This window comes from Dyadobacter jejuensis, from assembly GCF_003149085.1.
Classification (GTDB): Bacteria; Bacteroidota; Bacteroidia; order Cytophagales; family Spirosomataceae; genus Dyadobacter; species Dyadobacter jejuensis.
This window is the reverse complement of the sequence record NZ_QGDT01000003.1, coordinates 229,721-251,182: the sequence shown is the minus strand read 5'-3', so window position 1 is coordinate 251,182 and position 21,462 is coordinate 229,721. Positions and strand designations below refer to the sequence as shown.

The window sequence follows — 21,462 nt, the reverse complement described above, 5'->3', positions numbered from 1 at the left end:
TGGCCCTAATATGCTTACATTAACGAAGGATAAGGTGTACTCAAAAAATATCTTGCAACAACTAAAAGTCATCTTTTCGGTGTCAATAATACTTTTAATCTGTAGCCTTGCAGCTTCATTTTATAGTACGCACCAGCTCATCAAAAATTCAGAGATGGTTAATAGTACCAATGAGGTGCTGGTACAATCCGAACATCTTTTGTCTGTGCTCAAGGATGCCGAAACTGGCCAAAGGGGGTATTTGCTCACCCAAGACAAGAAATTTTTAGAACCTTACACGGGGAGCTATACCAAACTGACCGAAATATTTTTGAGGCTTCAAGGATTGACCGGACAAAGTCCAATTCAGCAAAAAACCTTAACTAGTCTAAAAGAAAGATACGAAGCCCGTTTTGCGCAACTGGAAAAGGTGATCACCCTATCAAATAACACCGACAACCGAAATTATACTGAGCAAGAACTACAACAAGATATGTTGTTAGGAAAAAAAATAATGGACGATATCCGCATCATTATTCAAAGCCTGACAACCGAAGAAAACAGGAAACTGCAAGAAAGACTCGACGATCAGGAGGTGTTTATACAATACACCCCGTACTTCTTGGTCCTAGCCGCCTTAATATCCATTCTAATCACCATGTTTGCCTTCTTACGCATTCAAAACGATATTAAAATCAGGGTTCAAAAGGAAATTGCTTCAGAAAAGACCTATCAAGAAACTAAAAGTCGGATCACCGAGATGGTGGCGCTGACAGACCGAATCACCCAAGGCGATTATGACGTAGAAAGTACCGATACCGTAGACGATGAGTTGGGCCGCATATTCCGGTCATTAAACACCATGACCGCCTCCCTAAAGCATACGTTTGAAGACCTTAATCGAAGGAATTGGTTACAAGCCGGTGCACTCGAACTTGGGAAAGCAATGCGGGGCGAAAGGCTTTTAAACCATTTGACGAACAAATTACTCATTTCCTTTGCAAAGCATTTGAATGCCCCCGTGGGCACCTTTTATGTAGTGGATTACGATCAGAATTTCAAATTATTCTCCTCCTACGGGACGACGCACGCTCCTAAGAATATCGATTTCGAAAGCGGAATTATCGGGGAGGCCATGAGCTCGGGGCGTATCCGGGTAATCGATCGGCTTGGAGAAGACTATTGGAAAATTGGTTCGAGTCTTGGGCAAATGCCCCCCAGCACCATTGTCGTAATTCCATTGCAGTATGGCTCCGAAACCATTGCGGTATTGGAACTGGCTCTTATGAGCAAGCCTAGCGATTTGGAACTTGAATTTATAGAACAAAATCTAGAGTTGATGGCCATAGGAATCAACTCGGCCTTGGATTTTATTCGACTTCAAAACTACTTGGAAGAAACCCAAGCCCAAGCAGAAGAGCTTCAGGCACAACACCAAGAACTCGAAAACCTAAATGCGGAGCTAGAGGCCCAGTCTCAAAAGCTCCAAGCCTCAGAAGAGGAACTGCGTGTTCAGCAAGAAGAATTGCAACAGACCAATGAAGAACTGGAGGAACGAAGTAGTCTATTGGAGGAGCGCAATGGAGAAATATTACAGAAAGCTCAAGAGTTGGCCATCTCCACGCGTTATAAGTCCGAGTTTTTGGCCAATATGTCTCATGAGCTAAGGACTCCGCTCAATTCCATCCTACTATTAAGTAGACTCCTCAAAGATAACGACTCCAAGAACCTTTCTGACGACCAAGTTGAATACGCCACGGTTATCAATGCCTCAGGGAATGGTTTGCTGGCTTTGATCGACGAAATCTTGGATTTGTCTAAAATTGAGGCCGGCAAAATGGAGCTTGAATATCAAGAAACCGACCTTAAAATGCTTACCTCGGAGTGGTCTGGCTTGTTTACCCCTATTGCAAAACAAAAGCATATCGAATTTCAGGTTGAGATTGATAGCTTGGTCAATCGGGTAATTGAAACCGACCGGATGCGCTTAGATCAAATTATTAAAAACCTGATATCCAATGCTCTGAAGTTCACCAGTGAGGGAAGCGTTATACTTAGCATCAAAAATTCAAGACAAAAAGGCTATATAGACTTTATAGTTAAGGATACAGGAATAGGCATAGCCCCTGAAAAACAACAGATGATATTTGAGGCTTTCCAGCAAGCCGATGGCTCTACCAAACGCAAATACGGAGGCACAGGACTAGGACTTTCCATTTGCAAGCAACTCGTCAAGTTACTTCGAGGAGACATCACCTTGGAGAGCCGGGAAGGGGTTGGCAGTACCTTTACCTTGACTCTCCCTGTTTACGAAGTCCAAGCCCAACTCAGCCCATACGAAGAATCCCTAGAGCTTCCAAGCCCAACGGTCGAGATAGCCAAGCCAGAAGACCAATTTGTAAGTACCTATATTCCGGAAAATATACCGGACGACAGGCATCAGATTCACCCAGGCGACCGCTGTGTGCTGATTATAGAAGATGATGTGCCCTTTGCTAAATCATTGCTCCAATATACCAAAAGCAAGGGCTATAAGGGTATTGTAGCCGTGCGAGGGGATGAAGGCCTCAAGCTAGCCATACAGTTTATTCCAGTGGGCATTCTTCTGGATCTGCAATTGCCGATACTGTCGGGATGGGAGATTATGGACCAGCTCAAGAAAAACAAAACGACCCGGCATATCCCAATTCATATTATGTCCTCACATAAAATGAAAAACCAAAGTCTGGTAAAAGGAGCGGTTGATTTCATTGACAAGCCGGTGGCCATTGAAAGAATGAAAGAGATATTCGAAAAAATTGAATATGTCGTCAGTAAAAAAGCCAAAAAGGTATTAATCGTTGAGGACAACCCAAAACATGCCAAAGCTTTAGCGTTCTATCTAAATTCCTTCGATATACAGGCCGAGTTAAACGAACATATTGAAGATGGTCTATTGGCACTAAAGTCTAAGAATATAGACTGTGTCATTCTGGATATGGGCATTCCAGATCAGAAAGCCTATGAGACCCTGGAAATGGTCAAGACTACTCCTGAATACGAAAATATTCCCATAATTATTTTTACAGGAAAAAGTCTTTCCCTCAATGAAGAACTACGGATCAAACAATATGCCGATTCGATCATTGTTAAGACGGCCCACTCCTATCAACGCATGTTGGATGAAGTTTCGCTCTTCCTTCATATTATGGAGGAAAATACTCATCCAAATGAACCCAAAGGGATAGCCAAAAACTTAAGGGGAATGAATGAAGTGCTTCATGGGAAAACCGTTCTCATTGCCGACGACGATGTCCGGAACATTTTTTCTCTTTCCAAATCCTTAGAAAATTACAAAATGAACGTCCTTACTGCTTTAGATGGCCAGGAAGCCATGAGCAAACTGGAAGAGTACCCGAATGTTGACGTGGTATTACTCGATATGATGATGCCCAATATGGATGGTTATGAAACTGCACGTCGCATTCGACAAAATAGCCAATGGCGAAACCTCCCTATCATAGCAGTCACAGCTAAGGCCATGATGGGCGATAGGGAAAAATGTATTTCGGCAGGGGCCTCCGACTATATTACCAAGCCCGTAGATGTCGATCAACTCATTTCCCTACTACGGGTATGGCTTTTTGATAAGTAAAAGTATTCTATACGGATTTCCTACTGGACGAATATCAACTACAATATCTAACCGATGGATTCAAAAAATAAAATACTGATCATTGACGATGATGAAAGGAATATATTTGCCCTTTCGGCGATGCTACGATCCAAGTCCTTTCAATGTATCGCCCGTTCCGATGCCCGAGAAGCACTTGCCTTACTCCAATCCAACGAACCTATAGATGCTATCCTGATCGACATGATGATGCCCGATATGGACGGTTACGAAGCCATTCCGCTCATCAAGGCACTCGAAAATCGCCAGAAAGTACCCATCTACGCAGTTACTGCACAAGCCATGAAAGGGGATCGGGAAAAGTGCCTGCTTGCCGGTGCCGACGACTATATTCCTAAGCCGATTAATATTGATCGCTTGTTGGAACTACTTCAAAAGATATAATGATAATGATTTCAGACCAGGAACTAAATATCCTTCTCGAAGATATATACCGGCATTACGGTTACGATTTTATAGGCTATTCGAAGGCTTCCTTAATCAGGCGGGTAAAGCGAATTTGCAATATGGATAAATTTGGTAATCTTACAGAATTGCGTCATCGCTTGTTTGAGGACGACAGCTATGTGAAAAGATTCATTGAAGAGCTCACTGTCAACGTTACAGAAATGTTTCGTGACCCTTCTTTCTATAGAGCACTTCGCCAAGAAGTTATTCCCGCTCTAGCTACCAAACCTTTTATACGAATTTGGCATGCGGGATGTTCTACGGGAGAAGAGATATTCTCGATGGCCATACTCCTGGAGGAGGCAAATATTTTGGACAAGGCCTTGATCTATGGCACTGACCTCAATGCCACCGTACTCGAAAATGTAAAACGTGGAATGGTACCTCTGGACCAAATGAAGAAGTATTCGGAGAATTATATCGCCTCTGGCGGCCAACAGGACTTCTCTTCCTACTACACGGCTCATTATGGACAAGCGAAGCTGCTCAGCAGGCTGACCGACAAAGTCATTATCTCTACCCATAATTTGGTATCGGATAGCTCATTCAATGAATTCGACCTAATTATCTGTAGGAATGTGTTGATTTATTTCAACAAAGACTTGCAGGAAAGGGTCTTACAATTATTCGAATCCAGCATTTCAACCCTCGGGTTTTTAGCATTAGGAAGTAAGGAAACCATCCGTTTTTCAGCTATCGACGGGAATTTCCGCAAACTTAATCAAGAAAAGATATGGAGAAAAACGAAATAAGGTCGAAATTGGTCGTCATCGGGGGGTCTGCCGGAAGCTTGCCCTTTCTATTCGAAGTACTGCCACGCATTTATTCACCCATCCAGTTTAGCATATTAATAGTACTTCATCGTATGGCAGGAACTGACTCCAATCTGGAGGCCCTGCTTCGTAGCAAATGTTCAATCCCCATTATTGAGGTAGAAGATAAGCTACCATTACAAGACGGATACATTTATCTGGCTCCTGCCGACTATCATTTACTCATAGAAGAAGGCAGGTCCTTCGCTTTGGACGATGATGAAAAAATCCATTTTAGCCGACCTTGTATCGATGTCACCTTTCAGTCGGTGGCCCAGGCCTATGGTTCCAGGGCCACAGGAATTCTGCTGTCGGGGGCCAATGAGGATGGTACCCTTGGCATGGCTAGTATACGAAAGTATGGCGGACTGGCCATAGTGCAAAATCCTGCTTCGGCTCAAATGCCCGTCATGCCGCAATCCGCCATTGATCTGGGCCATTATGACCGCATATTAGGAATCGAACAAATCGTTAGTTTTTTGAATGAACAGGTCTAGGCCTCCGACTCACGCTCACTCTCTGGCTCCATCTGCTGTTCATCGTTTTCCGAATGAATGGGCTTTATTATCATCCGTAGCGACTGATCGTTGGTGAGGTAGGCAATCATCCAGTTATAGAAGGTCTTTGCCCTGTTCCGATACGATATTAAGGCAAAGAGGTGGATAAACAGCCACGCGAGCCATGCCGTCACCCCATCGAGGTGCCATTTGGGTTTGGGTAAGTCTACAACCGCCTTCATTTTCCCAATAATGGCCATGGAACCTTTATCGATATACCGAAAAGGGATCAAAGGCTTATTATTTAACGAACGTTCCAAGTTCTTCACTAGGTTTTTGGCCTGCTGAATGGCCACCTGGGCCACCTGAGGATGACCAAATGAATAATTCTCGTCGGTCAATTGCAAGCATGCGTCCCCAACGGCGTAAATATTATTGGTTTCTGCTACCAGGTTCGTTGCGTCGACCAACAAGCGGTTAGAACGGCCATAAGAAGTATCAGAAATACCCTCGAAGCGAAAGGCGGTCACCCCAGCCGCCCATATCAGGGTTTTGGTTTCGATGATCCGACCATCTTTAAGGTATACTCGGTCGTCTTTAAAGTCCTGAACCCTACTTTTCAATAATATATTCACCCCCAACTCTTTTAAGTCCCTAAGGGTGTCTTGTTGCGAAGCGACGCTCATAGGAGATAAAAGCGCTTCTCCACCATCTACCAAAAATATTTCACTGCCCTTGCCCACGAGCTCAGGATACTCCTTGCGCATAATGCCATTGCGCAATTCAGCAAAAATACCAGACAGTTCAACGCCAGTAGGCCCCCCACCGGCAATCACAATGGTGAGTCGCTTCTTGATTTCGTCGGGGTCGTTACTGATACTGGCCTTTTCCATTTGCTGTAACAACCGGTTTCTCATCCCGATGGCATCGTCGACGGTCTTCATAGCAATAGCGTTTTTCTTAACATTTTCCATGCCAAAGAAATTGGTATGAGCTCCTGTAGCTATGATTAACTTGTCGTATGGAAGTATTCCATTATTCAACAACACCTCATTGTTTTCCTGATCGATGCGCTGTAATTCCCCTAATCGAAACTTTACATTCCGTTTCCCGCGAAATAGTTTGCGGAAAGGATAACTGATGCTCGAGGGCTCCAAGAACCCCGTAGCCACCTGATACAATAAGGGTGGAAAGAAATTGTAGTTATTTTTATCTACCAATATAACCTCAAATGCACGATGATTGGCCAACTCTAAGGCCATATTGATCCCAGCAAAGCCTCCTCCTATAATGACAACTCTTGTAGACATATTTTAAATATATTGATTAATTAAACGTAGTGCGGCAGGCGGTCCCGCCCCTCCTCTCGTCGCAATTCTATAGAAGCCCATCCTCAATTACCATGCCTCATTCCAAGTGAAACTTACTTAAAATGTCAATGTCTGTTAATTGTCGATTAAAATAGATCATTTAATTGAAACTTATATAAATTGCGACAAAAATCCGATTAATATCATGCAAAAAAACCGAGTTATACAAATTTTAGTGAGCATTTTGTTTGTTAGCCTATCAGCCAATGCACAACTTGTTCCAGTACAAAAAATTGCCCCATTCAATATTAAGCTTACCAATGGCCAGAGTTATACGGCCAACCAAATGGCCAAAGGCCCAACAGTACTCATTTATTTCTCTCCCGACTGTGACCATTGTGTAGACTTTACCGAAGACCTCCTAAAGAACTATTCGGTGATCGCTAACAAACAAGTGGTCATGGTGACATTTCAGGATATGAAAATGCTAAAGCCATTCGTTCAAAAGTTCAAATTAAGCCAATACCCTAATATTAAAGTAGGTACCGAAGGGAACAGCTTTACGGTTCAGCGTTACTATAAAATTCGATCGTTTCCCTATATCGCCATATACGATAAAAATGGCAACCCAGTAAGAACCTACGAAGGGGTACAGTCGCATGCAGCCATCTTCAATACCTTAAAAAATATCTAATTCCCAAATGGAATGGTTTTTTAGATGTTAGTTTTATATTACCTTTAGAATCATAGCTGTACGCTATTTAAATCTCCCCATTATGGATGCAAAAAACATCAGTCTAAAAGAGAAGCAAGTATTACCAGTGGTCGATTTGCTAAACCAATATCTGGCCAACTACCATATTCATTACCAAAAATTAAGAGGTTGTCACTGGAACATTAAGGGACAGAATTTCTTTACGCTTCATGTCAAATTTGAAGAGCTATATACCAATGCGCAGCTAACAATCGACGAAATCGCGGAGCGGATACTTACCTTGGGCCAACCGCCTCATAGCCGCTTTGCCGATTATATCAAAGAATCGGCCATTAAGGAGATCGACACCATAGGCATGAAAGATATGGCCATGGTCGATGCCCTCCTCGAAGACATGTCCAAACTGATTGAAATGGAAAGAGACCTGCTGGACGCTACCGACGAAGCCGGTGACGAAGGGACCAACGATATGGTCAACCGTTTTATGCAATTCAAGGAAAAAAATACTTGGATGTTGCGCTCTTTCGCTGGAAAAAAATAAACCTATAAATATCAGCCCTTCCTAGCACCAATGCGTAAGACGCGCTGGCCGCCAGGAAGGGCTGAATGGTTCAATGTGGCGCTAACGCTACAGTACCTATCGATACACCCCCATTACTTGGCTGAATGTTAATGAATTACGGAAATGGTCCCATTATTGGGGAGTATTGGGGATAAATATCTACAACCATTCCTCATTATAATATACTTCAGAGTAACTAACTTACTGATACGGTCGAATCCACTTATCTCCCTATCTCCGCTTTTAAGAGTTCCGCATCGATAGTGATAGCCTTATGATTAATGGCCGCCTTCAGATATACACTCATTGGGTATAAGCCTTCGAAATCAGGGTCCATTTCTACCATAGGCACCTTCAAACGGGCATGCTTTATGGACTCTAATTGTAATAAGGATACATATCCAATTTCCGGCTTTCCCTGACCCAAATCGCAGAGACCATAGGCAATTTCATTTTTCTCATCGAGTTCCGAAAGCAACCATTGAACCTTACCATACTTGGAATGCAACCTTACCACCGGCTGGTGGTCCTTCTCCAATTCATTTTGCACCTCCTGCGCATTATGAATCATAATCTCTCTTAAATTATCGGGTATTATCTGTGACATCCTACAAAGTTATCCTTTTGCTCAGATTCTTTTAAAAATAAATTAATAACCCACGTCTAACACCCGACGAGGCGCCGTTTTTTTTTTGAGGAAAGCCCTAATTGGAATTCTAAAAACGATCATTACAGCATTGTTAATCGACTATAGCGACCAACTACTCACTGAAAACGACCATACAATCAAACGCGTATTATTACTCTTGTAGGAGGGGAAGTATTCAGATAAATTTGACTAACAATCAAACTTAATATTATGAAAAAGCTACTCAACCTTAGTACAATGGTTACGACGATAATCGTACTATTTTTTATGACTAACTGTAAAAAGGACAGTGCTGGGCCCCTGAATCCTTTAAATTGTAGTACCAACGCCGAAAAGGTTACCGCCGCAGTCACCACCTTTTCGCAAAACCCCACCAATGCCAACTGCGAGAAATATAAAGAGGCAGTTCGGGACTTCTATAAAAGCTGCTCGACGTTTTATACCGGAGCCACTAAAAAGGATTTAGATGATTTCTTGGCAGAACCATGTGATTATTAACTGAAAGTGGACCATGGAGCGGAGAGTTACGTAGGGTTTTAGACATAAATGGATCGTTATCCCCTTGGACGAGGATCTGGCCAATACACCAAAAATACGAGGAAGGTAATCAAATAAAAACACCCACTCTTCTAGGGGTCCAAGACCGCAGATGAGTGGGATTTAGAGGAGGGTATACGTCGCTAAGGTGTAAAACGCAACTTACCTTATTTTGCATGACGAAATTCCAAAAAAAAATTGGCAAAAAAAATCATGGAAAACCATGAAATATTACGATTGACTATAAAAAACGTAATTTTAATCGATTTAAAGCCCGAACCTTTTCTTTAATTAATCGATAAGCTCGTTTTTAACGGCAAAAAGCACCATTCCTACCACACTCTTCGCTCCTATCTTCTGCATCAGATTTCTACGGTGGGTTTCTACTGTCGGGACACTAATGTATAGTTTTTCGGCAATTTGGTTGGTCGACAATTCCTTGGCGACGAGCCGCAACACCTCTATCTCCCGTATGGTTAAGTTGGCGAAGCCACCGGGGGTACTTTGCGACCCATCTTTATAAATAGCTAATTCGATCACTACCTCGTCACTAAAGTATCTTTTACCTGCTAAAATGGTATTGATGGCATATATCAGTTCCTCGGTGTCTGCCATCTTTAAGATATAGCCATTGATTCCCATTTTGATGGCCGATCTAATCTGTTGGGGTTCCTCAACCATCGTTAACATCAATATCTTCAGATCGGGTATTTGTTGTCTGGCCTGTGCACATAAGTCGATTCCATTAATGATCGGCATCCTAAAGTCACATATGACCAGATCGACTGGATGTTCCTTTAAATACTGTAAGGCCTTCATACCATTTGTAAAAACGGATACAATTTCCAGGTTTTCAAATGAAGACAACAGAATAGACAGGCTATCCAGCACGATCTGATGATCATCCACAAGTATTATTCGTGCTTTATTCGGTTGCGTCATGGGTACTAAATATCCAATAAAATTGGAAGAGGCAGTCGGTTGAATCTATTATATTGCGAAATATATGGATTTTATCGCACCAATCTAGTAAAAAATTGATGCCACAACTAATGTTATGTTAAAGAATTTTGTTTCCTATCTCCAACAGCATAGCTGGGTAGCGCTGTTATGGACCATATTGGTGTACCTGAGTTGCAATTGGCCAGCCAGTGATATTCCACATAACCCTACGCCAGGTTTCGACAAACTCGTACATGTTATTTTCTTCGCGGTAGGAGTTTCTCTATGGCTTTTCCGAACCAAGATGTCCTTCTACAAAATGTTTGTATACAGCTTCCTCTTCGGATTGTCGATAGAAATATCCCAGTGGCTACTACCATTCAATCGGAGTTTCGATTGGTGGGATGTTCTGGCAGATACCACTGGGACTCTTATGGCGTTTTTAATATACACCGCTATGGTTAAGTATTACCTCCAACGCTTGTATTGATTAATCAACCCGTTGGTAGAGCTGTCATGTTCGGTTACAGGCCAGTCGTTCTGGAGCTCTGGATATATCTTATTGGCTAGTTGCTTGCCCAACTCAACACCCCATTGGTCGAAGCTATAGATATTCCAGATAATTCCTTGAACGAATATTTTGTGTTCATACATCGCTATCAGACTCCCCAAAACCTTAGGAGTTATTTTTTTTACCAATATGGAATTGGTAGGCTTGTTGCCCTTAAACACTTTAAAGGGAGCAAGCGCAGCGATTTCTGCATCGGTTTTACCAGCCGCTTTTAGCTCGGCGCTCACCTCTTCCAAAGTCTTACCGTTCATCAATGCTTCTGTCTGCGCAAAATAATTGGACAGAAGCATTTTATGATGCTCCCCTATTGGGTTGTGGCTATTGGCCGGTGCAATAAAATCGCAAGGAATAAGCTTGGTTCCTTGGTGAATCAGCTGATAGAAAGCATGTTGACCATTGGTGCCTGGTTCACCCCAAATAATGGGCCCAGTTTGGTACGACACCTCATTCCCAGACCGATCCACATATTTCCCATTACTCTCCATATCACCCTGCTGAAAATAAGCGGCAAAGCGGTGCAGATACTGATCGTAGGGTAAAATAGCCTGTGATTGGGCATCGAAGAAGTTGTTATACCATACGCCTAACAGCGCCAGTATGACGGGCATATTACGTTCGAGCTTGGTATTTCTGAAATGATTGTCCATCTCATGCGCTCCGGACAATAGTAATTCAAAATTCTGGAAGCCGATCGAACAGGCAATAGAAAGGCCTATGGCCGACCACAGAGAGTAACGCCCTCCTACCCAGTCCCAAAAACCAAACATATTTTCGGTATCGATCCCAAACTTAGCCACTTCAGTGGCATTGGTAGAAATGGCTACAAAGTGTTTTTTTACGTGTTCTGGGTCCATCGCCGACTGCAGAAACCACTCCCGTGCGCTATGCGCATTGGTCATCGTTTCCTGGGTGGTAAAGGTCTTGGAGGCGATCATAAAAAGGGTGCGCTCAGGATTGAGTCCCTTTAAAGTTTCGGCGATATGTGTGCCATCCACGTTAGATACATAATGCACGTTCAACCCTTTTTTGGCGTAGGATTTCAATGCTTCGGTCACCATGACGGGGCCCAAATCACTCCCACCAATTCCTATATTAACGATATCGGTTATAGACTTACCCGTATAGCCTTTCCAAGTTCCTTGACGTACATTATTAGAGAAATTTTTCATTTTCTCAAGCACCTCATTTACCTCAGGCATCACATCCTGGCCGTCTACCATCACGGGGGTGTTGGACCGGTTGCGCAAGGCCGTATGAAGTACCGAGCGGCCTTCAGTAGCGTTGATGGCCTCACCTTGGAACATTTGCTCAATGGCTTCCGCTACCCCACATTCTTCGGCTAACTGTACCAAATAGGTACGAGTACGGGTTGTGATTCTGTTTTTGGAGTAATCCAGGAAGATGTCGCCCATCCTGATCGAAAACTTACGCTGGCGGTCAGCATCTTCGGCAAATAAATCTCGAAGATGCTTCGGCGAGATGGTCTTATGATGGCTTTTCAGCTTTTTGAATGCATTGGTCTTATCAAAGGCTACAGATTTGAGCATAGTCGTATAAAAAAGTTAAGTCGGTAAATCCAAAATTTTACATTGAAATTAGCAGCTTTGCATGCTAACTACTTGCAAAATTAGAATTTTGACCGACTTAACCACAGTTTTATTACTAAGATGCGTCCACGACCCCTCTAAAATACCCTACCGACTCGGCAATACCTGCCAACGGATCATGCATATCCTTCTCATATTCAAGACTGCAAGTGCCGCTGTACTTTACTTTTCGAAGCATAGCCACAAAAGCAGGAATGTCGATAATACCTCTGCTTAACTCACAGGTCTTCCCCGCCTTTTCTGCGGCCGTAACGTTTTTGAGGTGAATATCGAAAATCCTTTTATGGTATCGCCCCATATCGGCAATGGAGTCCTGCTTGTCGCGCACATTATGCCCCATGTCGAAACAAATTCCCATACGGGCATCCATATCCTTTATTTCCTTATAAATGGACGCTGCATTCGGGAATAGATCTATGTCGGGACCATGATTGTGAATGGCATACCTGATATTAAAGGCTTTCACTTTGGACTCTACATAAGGAAGTAGCTCCATATTGGGCACTCCGACGATCAGATCGACCCCTACCCGCTTGGCGTAATCGAAGGCCTTATCTACCGACTCTTTGGTCTTAGCATAAATGGGCCCTACCCCATAACCCTGTACATTGGCAGCCTTAAGCTTTTGATGGAAGGCCGCAATTTCGGCATCAGTGCTGTCCATGGGAAGATGAAAATCTTTGATGCACAGATAATTAACGTCTGTTTTTTGCATCATAGCCAAGGCCTCATCGAGCTTAAACTTGACGAAGGTATATCCTGCTATCGCCAATTTAAAAGAATCCTTCTGCTTTTTGCCAGCTATTGGGGCCGACTGTAACTTAGCCCCGCCAAACGATGCCAATGCTAGGCCTGCCAGGCTTTTCTTTACGAAATTTCTTCTTTGATTCATATTTCAATCATGTTTGTTTCATTATGCGTATCCATAAGGACGAAAAAATCGCAATAGGCACCCCTTTTTGTCTAAAATTTAGTTTTTACTACTAGTCACCCGATTGGCAAAGCCCATAAGTGGTAGGTAAGCAGGCACCAACATACTGTGGCCATATCCATCCATCTCATATAGGGTTACATCCTGATGCCCGTTGAGCTTCATCATGCGCATCATGAGGGCGTTCTCTTCATACCGCCCCAACATTTCCATCTCCCGGTCTCCGGTGATCAATAGCATAGGAGGAGCATCGCCTCTGGCGTGAAATAATGGGGCATATTTGTCAATAGTCGGTTGTTTTTGACCAATTCCAAGTTCCTTACGAACCGTCATATGCGTAATACAATGCCCGCTCAAAGGCGCAATACCGGCCAAGCGGTTGGCATCTATATTGTATTTTGCCAGATAGCTCTTATCGAGTCCCACCATGCTGGCCAAATAACCGCCCGCAGAATGACCTGTGATGATTATTTTATTGGCGTCACCCCCCATATCCCCTATGTGGTTAAAAACCCAAGCAGTGGCCGCTGCCGCGTCCTCTATATAAGCTGGGTGCCGCACCTTCGGAGAAAAGCGATAGTTGGCGGCGACCACGATAAACTTTCCAGTTTTTAAGGTTGAAGGAATCGATTTGTTACCTCCTTCCAATCCCCCGCCATGAAACCACAGCAGCGTCGGTAAACCTTTGGCATTGTCGGGCACGTATACATCAAGCACACATCGCTCTTGCATATAAGAATCCTGAGCCGATATAGACTCCGGATAATAAGCAATATTCGACTTTAAGGTACCTTGTCCCATAGCCATGGAAATGGCTAGTGGACAGAGTAAAATAAACATTTTAAAATAGTTCATCATAATTCATTAAGGGTTAGGAATTAGTGTCGGGAATCACTAGAGTAAGGCGGCCCCAAATACACCGGCGCTATCGCCTAATCGTGGCTTTAGGATGGGTGTAGTAAGTCGACGGTTGTTAAAAATGTATGATTTTATTTTTTCATAGCCCTCCGTATACAACAGATCGATATTACCTACCCCACCGCCTATTACGATCAGGCCTGGGTCAATCACATTAATAAGCGTCGAAATGGCACGTCCATAGTACTCCAATAGTCGATCGACGGTGGCAGTGGCAATGGGGTCCTCACCAGACTCGTACCGTTCCATAATCGCCTTCATGGTCAGTTTCTCCCCGCTGTTTTGTTCATAGTAACGCTGCAAGGCCGGTCCTGAAATGACCTGTTCTACACAACCCGACTTTCCGCAATAACAGGGCTGTCCATTTTCTTCCAGAATATTATGTCCCCATTCGCCTCCAATGCCATGATGGCCAGCAATTATTTTTTGATGAACTACCAAGCCACCTCCAACTCCAGTGCCTAAGATCACCCCAAATACTACTTCTGCCTCGGGATAGTCCCTACCAGCCCCCATCAAAGCCTCGGCCAATGCGAAACAGTTGGCATCGTTGGCCAGTTTTACAGGTATTCCCAGCAAACTCTCCAAGTCCTTGCCCATTGGCTTACCATTCAAACAAATGGTATTAGAGTTTTTCATGAGTTGGGTATCCGGCTCTAACACACCAGGGGTGGCAAAACCTATCCGCTCAGGAGAGTAGCCAACCTGATCTACCACCGAATCGATAAGTTTCTTAATTTGGTTCAATATATGGTCATAGCCTTTGACCGATTCGGTAGGTAGTCGCTCCCTAGCCAGTACTTTATTGTTTTCGGCAGGGTCCATCACCACACATTCGATTTTGGTCCCTCCCAAATCGATCCCCCAAAGTTTAGTGTTCATTTTTCTTCTATTTCAATTAATATAAATGTATAATTCTGGTAATTTCAATCTATTATGCCCTCTTCTCGGATACCTTATAGAATTTAAAACCAAATAAGAAAATCATAAAGTAGCAAATAATAGGCAAATAATAAGCATGGGCCACGTTGGTATCGGCCACCGCTCCCATGGCAAAGGGAAAAAATGCACCGCCCACTACGCCCATGGAAATAAAAGAAGAAGCCTGCTGCGTATGCTTGCCCAGATCCTTAAGCCCTAAACTGAAAATAGTAGGAAACATAATACTAAAGAAAAAGTTTAAACTTAATAGGGCAATAAATGAAACTACGCCGAGATCTTGTCCTATCAGGATACATGCTACCATATTGCAAGCTGCAAAAATGGCCAAAAGTTGATGGGGAGCAATAAATTTCATTAAAAATGTACCTACAAAACGGCCTAATAACATCAGTCCCATAAAGAGGACCATATAATTACCAGCTACGGCATCAGTGAATCCCATTTTTTCATGACCGTAATTGATAAAGAAGGCCCAAGTTCCGCCTTGTGCCGCCACATTAAAAAACTGAGCTATAACGGCCCATCTAAAATGGCGCTTAGCAAATAATGCCTTATAAGAACTGGGACCAGTTTCTTCTACTTCGGCTTGGTCGCTGTGTGGGTCTAACAAGGCCGGCACTTTAACAAAAGCGAAACAAAATGCAATGAAGGCAATCACCGATCCGATAACAATATACAGGACCTTTACGGAGGTAAGATCGGTACTACCGGCGACATTGTTCCTTAGCAGGAAGTAAGATCCTATGGCAGGCCCCAATATGGCCCCAAGTGCATTGAATGCCTGTGCAAAATTGATCCGTTGGTCACTGGTGCGCTGATCACCTAATGCGGCCACAAATGGATGAGCTACGGTTTCGAGCGTAGAAAGACCACAGCCCAAGATAAACAAAGCCACTCCGAAATAGGCGAAAGACGAAGCCGCTGCTGCCGGTACGAATAAAAATGACCCCGTAGCAAATAAGGTCAAACCCAATAGCACCCCATTTTTATAGCCAAACCTTTTCATGAATAGTCCTGCGGGAATCCCCATCACGAAATAAGCCCCAAAGATGGCAAACTGGACGAATGCCGACTGCGTTTTTGACAGACTTAACACATGCTGGAAATGCTTGTTAAGGACATCGCCCATCGTAATAGCAATACCCCAAAACATGAACAGGGAAGTAACAAAAATGAGTGTTACTAAATACTTTTTGTCGGTAAATCGTGCTGGTTGTTCAGCGACAGAGGAAGTTAAAGGCATTTATGACTAGATTTAAATGGTAAAATAAATTAATGCATAATGATAAGCGCCATTCTGGAGCTAGCCTGAAAAATTGCCCTCATGATGTCGTGTTACCCCAACTGCAAAAACCTTTTAGCTGAACCTCCAATCGTAGATATATCGCTACATATCCAAAGGAAAAGAATCAACAAGTTTTTAGAAAAATTGACCACAACCCCATTATCAAACCAATTTTACGAGCAGGCCACGACTGGCATCTAAATTGTAAAGCCACAAATATAATATTATACTCATATAAACTTGATTGGAAATGGGAAATCTTCTTTATACGATAGCCGTAATTTTAGTAATATTATGGCTAATTGGTTATTTTGGTTTTGCCAGCTTTGGGCTGGGCAATATTATTCATGTCTTGCTGGTCATAGCCGTGATCGCCATCATACTACGGCTCATCCGTGGTGACCGGGTGGTGTAGCGACCCCATCGTAGGGAAGGCAGTAAGTGGCAGGGCTTTGGATTGGCGCAAGGGAGGTGGGGAGGAAACTGGTTGTTGCCAGACCTCTCAGACCAATGCTGCGCCACTCCTGCTTCAGCCTGGAGTAATCAAAAATATTGGAGTCGGAAAGTATGACGCATGAAAAAATAATTGAGCGGGATGGTCAGACCCAAATAAAAATATCGGTTTGGCTTTACGTCTATCAAAACGAGTCGAAATGGGGCTTTTTAGTCTTAATCAAAGACAAGGACTCCGACCAGTGGCTCGATCCATTTGCCTATGAAACCTACCAAAAAAAGAGGGGAAAAGTCACCGAATCATCGCTACATCCGTCAGCCACTGTATTGGCAACCGAAAAGGAAATTCAAGAAGTAAAACTAGAATTATGGAAAAAAATAAAACCGCTCTAATGTTCTAATAAGGGTTGGAGCGTAGCCCATACCGTATTGGCTACTATCCGATGGCCTTCCTCATTTGGATGAATGCCATCGGGCAGGTTTAAGCTTGGCTCTCCTCCTACTCCTTCCAATAAAAATGGAATAAAGGCGATATCGTTTTCCTTTGCCAATTCGATATAAAGTTGCTTAAATTCTTTGGTATAGGCCAACCCAATATTCGGTGGAATTTGCATTCCGGCCAAAACCAGCTCGGCTTCCGGGTACTTGGCCTTTACCTTATCTAGAATCTGTTGGAGGTTACTTCGTGTGTCTGCCAAGGAGATGCCACGTAATCCGTCGTTCCCACCCAGCTCGAGTACAAAGATGTCTACAGGTTGTTTCAATAGCCAATCGATCCGACTGTTGCCCCCGGCCGTAGTTTCACCACTCACCCCTGCATTGATCACCCGATAAGCATAGCCCAACGAATCCAGGCGTTTTTGAATGAGTCCGGCAAAGGCCAAAGAGGAGTCGTCCAAGCCATAACCGGCAGTAAGGCTGTTCCCGAAGAATACGATGTTTTTTTTGACAATCGTCGAATCTACCGAACGATTATCGGACGATTCTTGTAACTTGCTATCAGTTTCATTTTTACTCTTATTGCAGCTCCATGCTACAATTACGATGGCGAAGAACGAAAAAACACGAAAAACAAAAGGCAACGATAGCTTTAGATGATGTTTCATTTGAAACTATTAATTTGGGTGCAATAATCACGATACATTTAAACCATGGCCGGCGGATGGGTGTCAGCCAAAGCATAGCCCAAAAATAGTAAAATGCGTTGGCATTACTAATCCGAGCCTTATTACCTTTTAACTTCCTTTTAATGCATACAATACTTCAACTTCAGCAAGTAGGTAAAATATACGGTAGTGGTAACTCGAAATTATCCGTTTTAAAAGATATCAACTTTTCGGTACAGGCTGGCGCTACATTGAGTATCGTGGGGCCATCGGGAAGCGGGAAAACAACTTTATTGGGCCTATGTGCAGGCCTCGACCGAGCCTCGCAGGGAACGGTAACCCTGCAAGACACCGTCCTGAATGATCTTAATGAGAACCAATTGGCCGCCATCAGGAATCGATACATCGGGTTTATCTTCCAAAACTTCCAACTCTTACCGACCCTTACGGCCCTCGAAAATGTAATGGTACCGCTAGAACTACGTGGAGAAAAAAACATTCGCAAAAGATCCTTGGATTTGCTCGACAAAGTAGGACTATCGGAAAGAAGTCATCATTATCCCACTCAGCTAAGTGGTGGGGAACAGCAGAGGGTTTCCCTAGCCCGAGCCTTCTCCAACAATCCCAGTATACTTTTTGCAGACGAACCCACAGGGAACCTGGACGCCGAAACGAGTGACAAAGTGGTTAAACTCCTGTTTGAGCTTAACCAAGAGGCAGGAACGACGCTCATACTCGTGACGCATGATATGGAACTTGCGGCCAAAACGCAGGGAATTATCAAGATAAAAGGCGGGAGTATCGAGGCGAACCATCAGCAGCTTGGCTGACAGCCCCCACGCACCCCCCTCCAGAGTCCTCAACACTTCAACCGCCTTGCAGCCAATCGTTACTTTATGTCGAATATGAATGATACGCCAAAACTCAAATGGCTCTTTAAAATGGCATGGCGCGATAGCCGCCGTAACCGGACGCGCCTGCTGCTGTTTATTTCTTCCATCGTATTGGGGATAGCAGCACTGGTGGCCATCTATTCCTTAGGGGAAAGCCTGACCACAAATATAGATGATCAAGCCGCTCAGCTTTTGGGAGCGGATCTGGCCCTATCTACCAACAAGGAGCCTTCTGGTGATGCCTTAACCTTGATTGATTCTATAGGCCAAAATCGATCCGAAGAAATCAGTTTTGCTTCAATGGTCTATTTTACCAAAACGGGAGGAAACAGACTGGCGCAGATCAAAGCGCTAAAAGGGGAATACCCTTATTATGGATCCCTCGAAACCATCCCTTTACAGGCGGGCCACGAATTCCGCAACCAGCGCCAGGCCCTCGTAGAACAATCGTTAATGCTACAATACCAAGCCCAGGTTGGTGATAGCATTCAGGTTGGAGCCGTCACTTTTGCCATAGCCGGTATCTTGGAAAAGGCCCCAGGTCAAAATGGTATCACCAGTACCGTAGCCCCGGCAGTATATATCCCCATGCAATTTTTGGAGCAAACGGGGCTCATGCAAAAAGGCAGTAGAATTGTGTATCGCTATTTTTATCGGCTCGACAACCCCCAGCAAGCCGAAAACCTTAGCAGTTCATTGAAAGAACGTTTCGAGCTGGCAGACTTGGACTATAAAACCATAGCCATTCAGAAAGAAGACACCGGCAGGTCCTTTAGAGACCTCACCCGTTTTTTGGGACTCGTGGGCTTCGTAGCCCTGCTATTAGGATGTATTGGCGTGGCGAGCTCTATTCAGATCTATATCCGAGAAAAAATCGCCTCCATAGCCATCCTAAGGTGCTTGGGGGTAAGGCCCAACGAGGCATTTATGATCTATTTGATTCAAATTATAGGCATTGGACTCTTGGGCTCCTGGTTGGGAGCTGTGCTGGGCACTTTTATTCAACAAGTGCTCCCAGTGGTTATCAAAGACTTCCTCCCGTTCGACCTTATCGTAGCCATATCGTGGTCCTCCATCATCCAGGGCATTTTGATAGGGACCTTTATTTCCATCCTATTTGCAATGCCCCCCCTTCTGGCTATCAGGAACATTTCTCCACTGAATGTGCTGCGTAACGATTTGAATCAATTGACGAGTTGGAAGGATTCCACTTTATGGTTGATTTACACCATCACCCTACTTTTTGTATACTTGTTTTCCTTCTATCAGATGCAAAATGCCCGTACCGCACTGTTTTTTACATTGGGGGTACTGCTTTCTTTTGGACTATTATATGGGATAGCGCTCTTGTTGATGCGGGTACTAAAAAGATTTTTCCCGTCCTCATGGGGCTATTTACCCAGACAAGGCTTAGCCAACTTATTCAGACCTAACAACCAAACGGCCATCCTAATCGTGGCCATAGGACTGGCCACTAGCCTGATAGCGACCCTGTTTCTTACCCAAGACATATTGATGCAGCGCATCCAATTGTCTACCAGCGACGACCAGCCCAATATCGTCCTTTTCGATATTCAATCCCACCAAAAAGATGGAGTAATAGAAATTGCCCAGCGAAACAAGCTGGCCGTTCAGCAGATAGTCCCGATTGTAAACATGCGCCTAGAGGAAGTCAACGGGCACGGGGTAGCCTATTATAGGGCTGACAGCACCACCAGTAAGTCGTCCCGTATTTTTGGTAGAGAATATAGGGTAACATTTCGTGATTCGCTGACCAGCTCCGAAACGATTATGGAGGGAAAATGGATAGGAAGCTATCATGCTTCCTCGGGCCTAATTCCCATTTCCATTGAAAAAGGTTTTGCTGAGCGGGGCAATATGTCTCTCGGTGATACCCTTACCTTTAATGTCCAAGGGACGCTCATGCAAACCCAAATCGCCAGCCTGAGGGATGTCAATTGGGCTGAAGTTCAAACAAATTTCTTGGTGGTTTTTCCCGAGGGTGTTTTGGAAGAGGCACCACAGTTTCATGTCTTAATGACCCACGTTCCCAGCCCGACAGTATCTGCAAACTTTCAGCAGGAAATACTCCTGAGCTATCCTAACATTTCTATGATCGACTTGGCCTTAGTAATTAAAATATTGAACGAATTGTTTAACAAAATTGGATTTGTAATACAATTTATGGCCGGGTTCAGTATTCTTACCGGCGTTTTGGTCCTTATTTCGTCGGTGATGGTGAGCAAATACCAACGTATACAAGAAAGTGTCTTATTGAGAACTATTGGGGCGAGCCAATTTCAAATATTTAGTATCACTGCCATGGAGTACTTTTTCTTAGGTGCACTGGCATCTCTTACTGGCATTGTATTGTCGCTGGCCGGAAGCTGGGCCTTAGCCCGATTCAGTTTCGACGCCCCATTCAATCCCGCTTTATGGCCTGTGGCTATTCTTGCCTTGCTGGTAACCCTGGCCACCGTGCTGATCGGCGTGTTGAATAGCCGGGAAATTCTGACGAGCTCGCCATTAGCGATACTTAGAAAAGAGACCTGAGTCGCACCTATCGAGATTCAACGATTAGGCTAATCTCCGTCATTAGAAGGAAAATTGAATAGCCCGTCTTATTGAATCGA

Annotated in this window: 21 protein-coding genes; 12 read left to right on the top strand and 9 right to left on the bottom strand. The window is 43.9% G+C overall.

What is annotated here, in order from left to right:
• The first annotated feature begins 10 nt into the window (after positions 1-10).
• Genes CLV98_RS07935 through CLV98_RS07920 form a run of 4 tightly spaced genes read left to right on the top strand, consistent with a single transcriptional unit; the run spans position 11 to position 5,408 of the window.
• Entirely contained in the window at positions 11-3,613 is a 3,603-nt protein-coding gene (locus tag CLV98_RS07935; protein WP_109673780.1) for a response regulator, read from the top strand.
• Positions 3,614-3,667: 54 nt separating this feature from the next.
• Positions 3,668-4,036, top strand: a complete 369-nt coding sequence (locus CLV98_RS07930) for a response regulator (protein WP_109673779.1) — start codon at positions 3,668-3,670, stop codon at positions 4,034-4,036.
• 5 nt (positions 4,037-4,041) lie between these two features.
• The gene (locus CLV98_RS07925; RefSeq protein ID WP_109674020.1) at positions 4,042-4,851 is read left to right on the top strand and encodes a CheR family methyltransferase; all 810 of its coding nucleotides are present in this window, start codon (positions 4,042-4,044) and stop codon (positions 4,849-4,851) included.
• Complete coding sequence (locus CLV98_RS07920; RefSeq protein WP_109673778.1) at positions 4,833-5,408, top strand: chemotaxis protein CheB; 576 nt, start codon at positions 4,833-4,835, stop codon at positions 5,406-5,408. The genes CLV98_RS07925 and CLV98_RS07920 overlap by 19 nt, the downstream gene beginning before the upstream one ends.
• Here CLV98_RS07920 and CLV98_RS07915 read toward each other — a convergent pair.
• Positions 5,405-6,718: an NAD(P)/FAD-dependent oxidoreductase gene (locus tag CLV98_RS07915; protein WP_109673777.1), complete on the bottom strand. Its 1,314-nt coding sequence runs from the start codon at positions 6,716-6,718 to the stop codon at positions 5,405-5,407. The two genes, CLV98_RS07920 and CLV98_RS07915, sit on opposite strands and share 4 nt — an antisense overlap.
• Before the next feature lie 205 nt (positions 6,719-6,923).
• Here CLV98_RS07915 and CLV98_RS07910 point away from each other — a divergent pair, with 205 nt between their 5' ends.
• Together CLV98_RS07910 and CLV98_RS07905 are read left to right on the top strand one after the other, a co-directional pair.
• On the top strand, positions 6,924-7,412 hold the full coding sequence (locus CLV98_RS07910) for a TlpA family protein disulfide reductase (RefSeq protein ID WP_109673776.1): 489 nt from the start codon (positions 6,924-6,926) through the stop codon (positions 7,410-7,412).
• Positions 7,413-7,494: 82 nt separating this feature from the next.
• Positions 7,495-7,974, top strand: coding sequence for a Dps family protein (locus tag CLV98_RS07905; RefSeq protein ID WP_109673775.1), 480 nt, complete (start codon positions 7,495-7,497; stop codon positions 7,972-7,974).
• A gap of 244 nt (positions 7,975-8,218) precedes the next feature.
• On the opposite strand, the gene CLV98_RS07900 is transcribed toward CLV98_RS07905, so the two are convergent.
• Positions 8,219-8,602 carry a DUF2958 domain-containing protein gene (locus CLV98_RS07900; protein WP_109673774.1) on the bottom strand — a complete coding sequence of 128 codons (384 nt, stop codon included), beginning with the start codon at positions 8,600-8,602 and terminating at the stop codon, positions 8,219-8,221.
• A 309-nt stretch (positions 8,603-8,911) separates the two neighbouring features.
• Here CLV98_RS07900 and CLV98_RS07895 point away from each other — a divergent pair, with 309 nt between their 5' ends.
• Entirely contained in the window at positions 8,912-9,142 is a 231-nt protein-coding gene (locus CLV98_RS07895; protein WP_146202247.1) for a hypothetical protein, read from the top strand.
• Between the two features lie 330 nt (positions 9,143-9,472).
• Here CLV98_RS07895 and CLV98_RS07890 read toward each other — a convergent pair whose 3' ends face one another.
• Positions 9,473-10,123, bottom strand: coding sequence for a response regulator (locus CLV98_RS07890; RefSeq protein ID WP_109673772.1), 651 nt, complete (start codon positions 10,121-10,123; stop codon positions 9,473-9,475).
• Between the two features lie 115 nt (positions 10,124-10,238).
• Between CLV98_RS07890 and CLV98_RS07885 the strand changes: the two genes are divergently transcribed.
• Entirely contained in the window at positions 10,239-10,613 is a 375-nt protein-coding gene (locus CLV98_RS07885) for a VanZ family protein (protein ID WP_109673771.1), read from the top strand.
• Here the strand turns inward: CLV98_RS07885 and pgi are convergent.
• The 5 genes from pgi to CLV98_RS07860 all read right to left on the bottom strand — a co-directional run bounded on the left by pgi (position 10,592) and on the right by CLV98_RS07860 (position 16,335).
• Positions 10,592-12,241: a glucose-6-phosphate isomerase gene (gene pgi / locus CLV98_RS07880; RefSeq protein ID WP_109673770.1), complete on the bottom strand. Its 1,650-nt coding sequence runs from the start codon at positions 12,239-12,241 to the stop codon at positions 10,592-10,594. The two genes, CLV98_RS07885 and pgi, sit on opposite strands and share 22 nt — an antisense overlap.
• A gap of 115 nt (positions 12,242-12,356) precedes the next feature.
• Entirely contained in the window at positions 12,357-13,193 is an 837-nt protein-coding gene (locus tag CLV98_RS07875) for a sugar phosphate isomerase/epimerase family protein (protein WP_109673769.1), read from the bottom strand.
• Positions 13,194-13,271: 78 nt separating this feature from the next.
• Positions 13,272-14,090, bottom strand: a complete 819-nt coding sequence (locus CLV98_RS07870) for an alpha/beta hydrolase (RefSeq protein WP_109673768.1) — start codon at positions 14,088-14,090, stop codon at positions 13,272-13,274.
• 36 nt (positions 14,091-14,126) lie between these two features.
• A complete protein-coding gene (locus CLV98_RS07865; protein ID WP_109673767.1) occupies positions 14,127-15,032 on the bottom strand; it encodes an ROK family protein in 906 nt (301 codons plus the stop codon).
• A 52-nt stretch (positions 15,033-15,084) separates the two neighbouring features.
• Positions 15,085-16,335, bottom strand: coding sequence for a sugar MFS transporter (locus CLV98_RS07860; RefSeq protein WP_109673766.1), 1,251 nt, complete (start codon positions 16,333-16,335; stop codon positions 15,085-15,087).
• Positions 16,336-16,627: 292 nt separating this feature from the next.
• Here CLV98_RS07860 and CLV98_RS07855 point away from each other — a divergent pair, with 292 nt between their 5' ends.
• A complete protein-coding gene (locus CLV98_RS07855; RefSeq protein ID WP_109673765.1) occupies positions 16,628-16,792 on the top strand; it encodes a lmo0937 family membrane protein in 165 nt (54 codons plus the stop codon).
• 152 nt (positions 16,793-16,944) lie between these two features.
• Entirely contained in the window at positions 16,945-17,223 is a 279-nt protein-coding gene (locus CLV98_RS07850; RefSeq protein WP_109673764.1) for a hypothetical protein, read from the top strand.
• On the opposite strand, the gene CLV98_RS07845 is transcribed toward CLV98_RS07850, so the two are convergent.
• A complete protein-coding gene (locus CLV98_RS07845; protein ID WP_109673763.1) occupies positions 17,220-17,936 on the bottom strand; it encodes an arylesterase in 717 nt (238 codons plus the stop codon). The two genes, CLV98_RS07850 and CLV98_RS07845, sit on opposite strands and share 4 nt — an antisense overlap.
• 143 nt (positions 17,937-18,079) lie before the next feature.
• Between CLV98_RS07845 and CLV98_RS07840 the strand changes: the two genes are divergently transcribed.
• Both CLV98_RS07840 and CLV98_RS07835 read left to right on the top strand, forming a co-directional pair.
• Positions 18,080-18,766 carry an ABC transporter ATP-binding protein gene (locus CLV98_RS07840; RefSeq protein ID WP_109673762.1) on the top strand — a complete coding sequence of 229 codons (687 nt, stop codon included), beginning with the start codon at positions 18,080-18,082 and terminating at the stop codon, positions 18,764-18,766.
• Positions 18,767-18,832: 66 nt separating this feature from the next.
• Positions 18,833-21,382: an ABC transporter permease gene (locus CLV98_RS07835; RefSeq protein WP_229203260.1), complete on the top strand. Its 2,550-nt coding sequence runs from the start codon at positions 18,833-18,835 to the stop codon at positions 21,380-21,382.
• The last annotated feature ends 80 nt before the right edge of the window (positions 21,383-21,462 follow it).

What these genes read in the sequence shown, in the direction of transcription:
- CLV98_RS07935 (WP_109673780.1), top strand. Translation starts at nt 11, where the DNA reads ATGCTTACATTAACGAAGGATAAGGTGTACTCAAAAAATATCTTGCAA.
- CLV98_RS07930 (WP_109673779.1), top strand. Translation starts at nt 3,668, where the DNA reads ATGGATTCAAAAAATAAAATACTGATCATTGACGATGATGAAAGGAAT.
- CLV98_RS07925 (WP_109674020.1), top strand. Translation starts at nt 4,042, where the DNA reads ATGATTTCAGACCAGGAACTAAATATCCTTCTCGAAGATATATACCGG.
- CLV98_RS07920 (WP_109673778.1), top strand. Translation starts at nt 4,833, where the DNA reads ATGGAGAAAAACGAAATAAGGTCGAAATTGGTCGTCATCGGGGGGTCT.
- CLV98_RS07915 (WP_109673777.1), bottom strand. Translation starts at nt 6,718, where the DNA reads ATGTCTACAAGAGTTGTCATTATAGGAGGAGGCTTTGCTGGGATCAAT.
- CLV98_RS07910 (WP_109673776.1), top strand. Translation starts at nt 6,924, where the DNA reads ATGCAAAAAAACCGAGTTATACAAATTTTAGTGAGCATTTTGTTTGTT.
- CLV98_RS07905 (WP_109673775.1), top strand. Translation starts at nt 7,495, where the DNA reads ATGGATGCAAAAAACATCAGTCTAAAAGAGAAGCAAGTATTACCAGTG.
- CLV98_RS07900 (WP_109673774.1), bottom strand. Translation starts at nt 8,602, where the DNA reads ATGTCACAGATAATACCCGATAATTTAAGAGAGATTATGATTCATAAT.
- CLV98_RS07895 (WP_146202247.1), top strand. Translation starts at nt 8,912, where the DNA reads ATGACTAACTGTAAAAAGGACAGTGCTGGGCCCCTGAATCCTTTAAAT.
- CLV98_RS07890 (WP_109673772.1), bottom strand. Translation starts at nt 10,123, where the DNA reads ATGACGCAACCGAATAAAGCACGAATAATACTTGTGGATGATCATCAG.
- CLV98_RS07885 (WP_109673771.1), top strand. Translation starts at nt 10,239, where the DNA reads ATGTTAAAGAATTTTGTTTCCTATCTCCAACAGCATAGCTGGGTAGCG.
- pgi (WP_109673770.1), bottom strand. Translation starts at nt 12,241, where the DNA reads ATGCTCAAATCTGTAGCCTTTGATAAGACCAATGCATTCAAAAAGCTG.
- CLV98_RS07875 (WP_109673769.1), bottom strand. Translation starts at nt 13,193, where the DNA reads ATGAATCAAAGAAGAAATTTCGTAAAGAAAAGCCTGGCAGGCCTAGCA.
- CLV98_RS07870 (WP_109673768.1), bottom strand. Translation starts at nt 14,090, where the DNA reads ATGATGAACTATTTTAAAATGTTTATTTTACTCTGTCCACTAGCCATT.
- CLV98_RS07865 (WP_109673767.1), bottom strand. Translation starts at nt 15,032, where the DNA reads ATGAACACTAAACTTTGGGGGATCGATTTGGGAGGGACCAAAATCGAA.
- CLV98_RS07860 (WP_109673766.1), bottom strand. Translation starts at nt 16,335, where the DNA reads ATGCCTTTAACTTCCTCTGTCGCTGAACAACCAGCACGATTTACCGAC.
- CLV98_RS07855 (WP_109673765.1), top strand. Translation starts at nt 16,628, where the DNA reads ATGGGAAATCTTCTTTATACGATAGCCGTAATTTTAGTAATATTATGG.
- CLV98_RS07850 (WP_109673764.1), top strand. Translation starts at nt 16,945, where the DNA reads ATGACGCATGAAAAAATAATTGAGCGGGATGGTCAGACCCAAATAAAA.
- CLV98_RS07845 (WP_109673763.1), bottom strand. Translation starts at nt 17,936, where the DNA reads ATGAAACATCATCTAAAGCTATCGTTGCCTTTTGTTTTTCGTGTTTTT.
- CLV98_RS07840 (WP_109673762.1), top strand. Translation starts at nt 18,080, where the DNA reads ATGCATACAATACTTCAACTTCAGCAAGTAGGTAAAATATACGGTAGT.
- CLV98_RS07835 (WP_229203260.1), top strand. Translation starts at nt 18,833, where the DNA reads ATGTCGAATATGAATGATACGCCAAAACTCAAATGGCTCTTTAAAATG.